The sequence below is a fragment of the Acidovorax sp. HMWF018 genome, assembly GCF_003061035.1.
Taxonomy (GTDB): Bacteria; Pseudomonadota; Gammaproteobacteria; order Burkholderiales; family Burkholderiaceae_C; genus Acidovorax; species Acidovorax delafieldii.
Window position 1 is genome coordinate 1,965 of the sequence record NZ_QAIM01000405.1, and the last position, 7,321, is coordinate 9,285.

A 7,321-nucleotide genomic window follows, 5' to 3' on the forward strand; every position below is an offset into this window, starting at 1 on the left:
CACGATGGCGAACTCGTCCCCGCCGTAGCGCCCCGCGCAGTCGCCTGCGCGCACGTTGCCCCGCACCACATGGGCCAGCGCGCGGATCACCTCGTCGCCCACGGTGTGGCCGTAGGCGTCGTTGATCTCCTTGAAATGGTCGATGTCCAGCATCAGCATGCAGGCGGGCTCGTCGGTGGTGTGGTGGCGGCGCAGTGCGGCCTCTGCCTGCTCTTGCCAGTGGCCGCGCCCGAACAGGCCGGTCAGCGCGTCCACACGGCGCAGCTCGTCCAGCATCTGGTTCTGGCGCGCAGACTGCCGGATGAGCTGGTAGCTGACCACGCTGACCGACAGCGTGTGCAGCGACATCACCGGCAGGCAGGCCACCATCACGCTCATGGAGGTCTCGGGCGCCCAGTGCAGGCCCATGACCACTGTGCTGGCGGCGCCGGCCGCCAGCATCACCCACAGGGCGCGCGCCCACAGCCCCCGGATGCCGGTCGTGATCTTGTCCACCATGGTGAGGGTGAGCAACATCACGCTGGGCAGCAGGTTGAAGTGCATCAGGGGCACCAGCGCAGCAACCAGCGCCGAGTCGATGAGCAGGTTGCGCACCTCGGCGGCGTACGGGTCGGCCGCGCGGCGGGTGAGCAGGTAGGCCACATGCGGCCACCCCAGCGTTGCCAGTAAGAGCGCGGTCCAGGCCATGGGGGATGCCTGGCGCTCCCACAGCACCGTTGCCACCACCATGCCGCCCAGCCCCATGCCCAGGATGCGCAAGGGGTAGATGCGGCGGGGCATCTGGCGGCGGGGCGTCGGCATGGGGTATGCGGGGGAAAAGGCGGCGCTGCCACGCGGGCATCCACCGGCCAGGTAGGTAGAAAGTGCGGCGGAGCTTACAACGCCCGGTCAGGCGATACCAGCAAGAAATGACCGTGGACCATGCCCCATCCGTCGCCTGGATGACGTTGATGGTGGTGGGGCCTTGTTGCCGGGACTGTCGGGGTGGTTTGTGGGGCTCAGTGGTGAGAGGGCGTCGGCGAGGATTTGGAGTGATTTGCTAATAAATTGATAGCAACTAAGGCATATCACACTAGCGCTACTGGCACTTTTGTTTCAAATTTGGCACGACGGGTCGCAAAGAACGCCTTCACATTGCGCACATTGGCGTCGCCGGTGAACAGCCGCTGCGACAGCGCCAGGTAGCCCGGCATGTCCCGCGTGTGCACCACCAGCACAAAGTCGGGCCCCGGCGACACGCGCCAGCACTGCTGCACCGCGGCCTCCTGCACGGCGCGGGCTTCGAACGCGTCGAGTTGTTCTGCGCCCTGGCGGTCCAGCGACACCTCCACGATGCACCCCAGCCCATGGCCCTGCAGCGCTGCCAGTCGGTCGGGCTGCAAGATGGCCACCTGCCGCTCGATCAGCCCCACATCATGCAGGCGCTTGACCCGGCGCAGGCAGGTGGGCGGGGACACATGCACCTGTTCGGCCAGGGCCTGGTTGCTTTGTGCGGCATCGGTTTGCAGCAGGTTGAGCAGCTGGAGATCGATTGCATCGAGAGATATTGATTCCATCGATTGATAAAAAATGAATAAAAATTTCACCAATGTGAATTGGTGAAATTTAAGTTCATTTTTGTGCAAATATCAATGAATAATTTTTCTCTTTGCTGCCTACGATCGCCCCATCGAATCCAACCCAAGGGCAACCACCATGTGCGGCATCGTCGGCGCAGTCTCCACGCGCAACATCGTTCCCATCCTCGTGCAGGGCCTGCAGCGGCTTGAATACCGAGGCTATGACTCCTGCGGCGTGGCCGTGCATGCGTCCAGTCTCGACGCCACGCGCCCTGCCGGCCTGCAGCGCGCCCGCAGCACCGCCCGCGTGGCCGAGCTGCTGGAGCAGGTGAGCACCGAGCACATCGACGGTGCCACAGGCATCGCCCACACCCGCTGGGCCACCCACGGCGCGCCCGCCGTGCACAACGCCCATCCGCATTTCAGCCACGGCACGGGCGCAGACGCGCAGGTTCAAGGCGCAGGTCGCGTGGCGCTGGTGCACAACGGCATCATTGAAAACCACGAAGAACTGCGCAAGGTACTGCAGGCACGCGGCTATGTGTTTGCGAGCCAGACCGACACGGAGGTCATCGCCCATCTGGTGGACAGCCATTACAGCGGCGACCTGTTCGAAGCCGTGCAGGCCACCGTGGCCGAACTGCACGGCGCCTACGCCATCGCCGTCATGCACAAGGACGAACCCCATCGCGTGGTGGGGGCACGCGCCGGGTCCCCATTGATCCTGGGGGTGGGCAAAGACGCCACCGCTGGCGCATCTGCGTCGCGCGAGCACTTTCTGGCCAGTGACGCCATGGCCCTGGCGGGCGTCACCGACCAGATCATCTACCTGGAAGAAGGCGACCTGGTGGACCTGCAGCTGGGCCGCTACTGGATCGTCGGTAAGGACGGCAACGCGCTGACCACCGAGCAGCGCCCCGTGCGCACCGTGCTCGCCCACAGTGGCGCGGCCGAGCTGGGGCCTTACCGCCACTACATGCAAAAGGAAATCTTCGAGCAGCCACGCGCGATTGCCGACACGCTGGAAGGCCTGGCCGGCATCGTGCCCGAGCTGTTCGACGGCGCAGGCCAGCATGGCGAGCCCGGCGCGGCCGCCTGGCGTGTGTTCAAGGAGATCGACAACGTGTTGATCCTGGCCTGCGGTACGAGCTACTACAGCGGCTGCACCGCCAAATACTGGCTGGAAGACATTGCTGGCATCCCCACGCAAGTGGAAGTGGCCAGTGAATACCGCTACCGCACCAGCGTGCCCAACCCGCGCACCCTCGTTGTCGCCATCAGCCAAAGCGGCGAAACCGCCGACACGCTGGCCGCCCTGCGCCACGCGCAGTCGTTGGGCATGCAGCACACGCTCACCATCTGCAACGTCGCCACCAGCGCCATGGTGCGCGAATGCAAGCTGGCCTACATCACGCGCGCCGGTGTCGAGATCGGCGTGGCAAGCACCAAGGCCTTCACCACACAGCTGGCGGGCTTGTTCTTGCTGACGCTGGCGCTGGCCCAATCCAAGGGTCGTTTGAATGACGAGCAGGAAGCTGCGCACCTCAAAGCCATGCGCCACCTGCCTGTGGCCTTGCAGGCTGTTCTGGCGTTGGAGCCACAAATCATCAGTTGGGCCGAAGACTTTGCGCGCATGGAAAACGCGCTCTTTTTGGGCCGGGGGCTGCATTACCCCATCGCCCTCGAAGGTGCCCTGAAGCTCAAGGAAATTAGCTACATTCACGCCGAGGCCTACCCGGCCGGCGAACTCAAGCACGGCCCCCTGGCCCTGGTGACCAGCGCCATGCCCGTGGTCACCGTAGCACCCAACGACACCCTGCTCGAAAAGCTCAAGAGCAACATGCAGGAAGTCCGTGCGCGCGCGGGTGTGCTGTACGTGCTGGCTGACGCCGACACCCGCATCGAGAGCAGCGAGGGTATCCACGTCATCCGCATGCCCGAGCACTACGGCCCCTTGAGCCCGCTACTGCATGTGGTGCCGCTACAGCTGCTGGCGTACCACACGGCCTGCGCGCGGGGGACGGATGTGGATAAGCCCAGAAATTTGGCCAAGAGCGTCACGGTGGAGTGACTTGTCGAACGGACCGCTTTTTTTGCCTTAATTGACTAAAGTTATGGACTTTTTCATGTATAAAAATTAGATTTCAACAATTATTTTTCGATTGTGGGAATTTTCTACAAATTTGACTCATGCACTGTGGGTCGTAAAGATAGCTCTGCAGCCTGTAGATAAAGCCCCAAGGGTACCTGTCACCGGAAGCGGTTCGGACGGACGCATGAACGACAAGGAGTCGTGAATCCACGCACTACCTCGGGCTCAACAGGCTGGACGTCAAACCACACGTTCCTGAATTTGGCAAGCGTTCGCGCACCGCCATGAAGTCGGCCGAGGTCTTCACCCCCGAAGCAAAGAAGTCAGACCAATCGGTTGGACGCGGGGTCAACACCAGCCTCTCGCCATCGCGGCGGATGAACACCTCACGGACGGAATCGGCAAACCTGAATCCGGGCGGCAACACTACCGTCTGGGAGCCATTGCTCCAGCCGACGCGGGCTATCAGCAAAGGGTTGGTGGTGTGCTTTTTCGGCATGTCATCCTCCAGCAAAAAGACTGCTTATGCGAACAACTGCCCCCTTCGGCAGATCCTCATTGGCCACTGCCTGAAGCACCGATATCTGCGCAGGAGATAGCGGCCCATCGTCGGTATTCTGGGTAATTAAAGTCGTAAACACGCAATTAAAGTCGTAAACAAGCATCTAGGGAAATCCTGCAAAACCCCCCGCAGTGTTTGGTACATGTCAGCATGCAATGGCATCCTCACAGGCCATGAAGCAAAGCAGCCTTGACCTGAATCTGAGCACCAAGAAGACCCGCAAACAGGAACTGCTGGTCCAGATGGATCGGGTGGTTCCCTGGGCTGCATTGATCGATGTCATTGCCCCGTACTACCCCGAGGGCAAGAACGGCCGCCCACCCTTTGCCCTGGAGACCATGCTGCGCATCCACTGCATGCAGCAGTGGTTTACCTTGTCGGATCTGGCGATGGAAGAAGCCCTCTTTGACACCCCGATCTGTTGACGCCGACCGAAAACTGAGCCACTTTTTGGTGTGATGCCGACCTAAAACTGAGCCAGGTGTTTTACCTACCCTGCTGTTTTGTGCAGCAAGGGAATGAAGAGGGTGATCACCATGGACATGATTGGCAAGATACGGCGGATGCACCGCCGGGACAAGAAGACGAAGCGGGAGATATCGAGGGCCACGGGCCTGTCGCGCAACACGGTGGCCAAGTGGCTGGACGAGGCGCAGCCGGTCGAGCCCAAGTACCGCCGGGAGGCGGCGAAGGCGACCAAGCTGTCGGCGCACGAGGCGGAGCTCAAGCAAGCCTTGAAGGCCGATGCCAAGCGGCCCAAGAAGGAGCGGCGCACGGCCAAGGCCTTGTTCACGCAGATCAAGGCAGCGGGCTACGAAGGTGGCTACACGCGGGTGACGGACTTCATCCGCAAGTGGCGCCAAGGTGAAGGCCAACAGGCGGCCTGCAAGGCCTTCGTGCCATTGACTTTCGAGCTTGGCGAGGCCTTCCAGTTCGACTGGAGCGAAGACGGCTTGCTGGTGGGCGGGGTGTACTACCGCATGCAGGTCTCGCACATGAAGCTGTGTGCCAGTGGGGCCTTCTGGCTGGTGGCCTACCCCAGCCAAGGCCACGAGATGCTGTTCGATGCGCACACCCGCAGCTTTGCAGCGCTGGGTGGCGTGGCACGCCGTGGCATCTACGACAACATGAAGACGGCGGTCGACAAAGTCAAGAAGGGCAAAGGCCGCGTGGTCAATGCGCGCTTTGCAGCCATGTGCGCGCACTATCTGTTCGACCCTGATTTTTGCAACCGTGCCAGCGGCTGGGAGAAGGGGCGCGTGGAGAAGGATGTGCAAGACAGCCGCCGTCGCATCTGGGTGGAGGCGGGGCAACGGCGCTTTGGCAGCTTTACCGAGCTCAATGCGTGGCTGGGCGAGCGCTGCCGGGCTCTGTGGCGAGAGCTGCGCCACCCGCAGCACAAAGCGTTCAGCATCGCCGAGATGCTGGAGCTGGAGCAAAGCCACCTGATGCCGATGCCGGTGGCCTTTGATGGCTATGTTGAGAACCCGGCCAAGGTGAGCAGCACCTGCCTGGTGACGGTGGCGCGCAACCGCTACTCGGTGCCCTGCGAATGGGCGGGGCAAATGGTCAGCACACACCTGTACCCGGCGCAGATCGTGGTGGTGGCCGGCGATGCTATGGTGGCCACGCACGAGCGCCTGAGCGATCGCAACCAGACCCGCTACGACTGGCAGCATTACGTGCCGCTGATCGAGCGCAAGCCGGGCGCGCTGCGCAACGGCGCGCCCTTTGCAGACCTGCCCGAGCCATTGCAGCGCATGCGCAAAGGCTTGCTGCACCAGGAGGGGGGCGACAGGGTGATGGCGCAGGTACTGGCCGAGGTGCCCAAGCAAGGGCTGGACGCCGTGCTGGTGGCGGTGGAGTTGGCCCTGGAGAGTGCGCCGCCATCGGGGCGGGTGAGCACCGAGCACGTCATCAACGTGCTCGGCCGCCTGCAAGCGCAGCCCCTGCCCGAGACGGTTGCGACCAACCTGCAAGTGAGCCAGACACCCCTGGCCGACACGGCGCGCTATGACAGCCTGCGCGCTGGCAGCGACATGCAGGAGGCCGATCATGCGTGAGCTGGACAAGGAGTTCAAAGAGCTGCGCCTGTACGGCATGGCCGGGGCCTGGGAGGACCTGGTCAAGCAAGGCGGCCACGCCACGCTGGAGAGCTCGCGCTGGCTGCTGGAGCACCTGCTGCAAGCGGAAGTCACGGACAGAGCCATGCGCTCAGTGAGCTACCAGATGCACACGGCGAAGTTCCCCGTGCACCGCGACCTGGCGGGCTTCGACTTCGAATGCTCGCCCGTGGACAAAAAGCTCATCGAGCAGTTGGCCAGCATGGCGTTCACCGAGCAGGCGCACAACGTGGTGCTGGTGGGTGGCCCCGGCACGGGCAAGACGCATCTGGCCACGGCCATCGGCGTGGCGGGCATCACGCGCCATGGCTCACGCGTGCGGTTTTACTCCACGGTGGACCTGGTCAACGCACTGGAGCAGGAGAAGGCCCAAGGCAAGGCAGGCCGCATCGCAGCGAGCTTGCAGCGCATGGACCTGGTCATCCTTGATGAGCTGGGCTACCTGCCCTTCAGCCAGGCAGGCGGCGCCTTGCTGTTCCACCTGCTGAGCAAGCTCTACGAGCAGACCAGCGTGATGATCACCACCAACCTGGACTTCAAGGAATGGTCCAGCGTGTTCGGCGATGCCAAGATGACCACGGCACTGCTGGATCGACTCACGCACCACTGCCACATCGTCGAGACGGGCAACGAGTCCCACAGGTTCATGCACAGCACAGCCGTGGCCAAGAAACGCATCAAGGCACGCGAACAGGCCAAGAAGGCTGAGCCGTTCTGAGCGGCTCAAGGGCAAGCCGCTACGGGCTTCGCCCTGCGCGGCTTACCCTCAACGGACGACCACCGAGCTCGATCACCAAGGAGACCAAAACCGACCCAAGGCACTACACTTATCCACAGCCGACCTTCACAGGTTGGCCATTAGCCCTGGCTCAAAATTCAATCGGCACGGTGGGGGTGCGGATAAAAACTTGGACTGGTTTTATGCCGCAAGTCCAAGGCTCACCCGGTATTCGATCGGGCTGAGGGCCCCCAGGGAGATCTTGAT

At 62.7% G+C, this 7,321-nt stretch carries 6 protein-coding genes and 1 pseudogene; 4 read left to right on the top strand and 3 right to left on the bottom strand.

Annotated features, from left to right (window positions below; all coding sequences use genetic code 11):
- Positions 1 to 801, bottom strand: an 801-nt coding sequence (locus DBR23_RS16420) for a diguanylate cyclase (RefSeq protein WP_233250501.1), incomplete at its 3' end; no start/stop codon positions are given.
- Between the two features lie 266 nt (positions 802 to 1,067).
- Positions 1,068 to 1,556 (bottom strand): Lrp/AsnC family transcriptional regulator, encoded by a 489-nt coding sequence (locus DBR23_RS16425; protein WP_108498955.1) that lies wholly within the window; start codon positions 1,554 to 1,556, stop codon positions 1,068 to 1,070.
- Positions 1,557 to 1,695: 139 nt separating this feature from the next.
- On the opposite strand from DBR23_RS16425, the gene glmS reads away from it, so the two are divergent.
- Complete coding sequence (gene glmS / locus DBR23_RS16430) at positions 1,696 to 3,630, top strand: glutamine--fructose-6-phosphate transaminase (isomerizing) (protein ID WP_108498956.1); 1,935 nt, start codon at positions 1,696 to 1,698, stop codon at positions 3,628 to 3,630.
- A 235-nt stretch (positions 3,631 to 3,865) separates the two neighbouring features.
- Here glmS and DBR23_RS16435 read toward each other — a convergent pair whose 3' ends face one another.
- Positions 3,866 to 4,150, bottom strand: coding sequence for an antitoxin (locus tag DBR23_RS16435; protein WP_056638830.1), 285 nt, complete (start codon positions 4,148 to 4,150; stop codon positions 3,866 to 3,868).
- A 236-nt stretch (positions 4,151 to 4,386) separates the two neighbouring features.
- Here DBR23_RS16435 and DBR23_RS16440 point away from each other — a divergent pair.
- From DBR23_RS16440 to istB, 3 genes and pseudogenes are all read left to right on the top strand, one after another.
- A pseudogene (locus tag DBR23_RS16440) lies at positions 4,387 to 4,632 on the top strand (transposase); the annotation flags it as partial.
- Positions 4,633 to 4,749: 117 nt separating this feature from the next.
- Positions 4,750 to 6,276, top strand: coding sequence for an IS21 family transposase (gene istA, locus DBR23_RS16445; protein ID WP_056637686.1), 1,527 nt, complete (start codon positions 4,750 to 4,752; stop codon positions 6,274 to 6,276).
- Complete coding sequence (gene istB, locus DBR23_RS16450; protein ID WP_024815605.1) at positions 6,269 to 7,054, top strand: IS21-like element helper ATPase IstB; 786 nt, start codon at positions 6,269 to 6,271, stop codon at positions 7,052 to 7,054. Before istA ends, istB begins: the two co-directional genes overlap by 8 nt.
- The last annotated feature ends 267 nt before the right edge of the window (positions 7,055 to 7,321 follow it).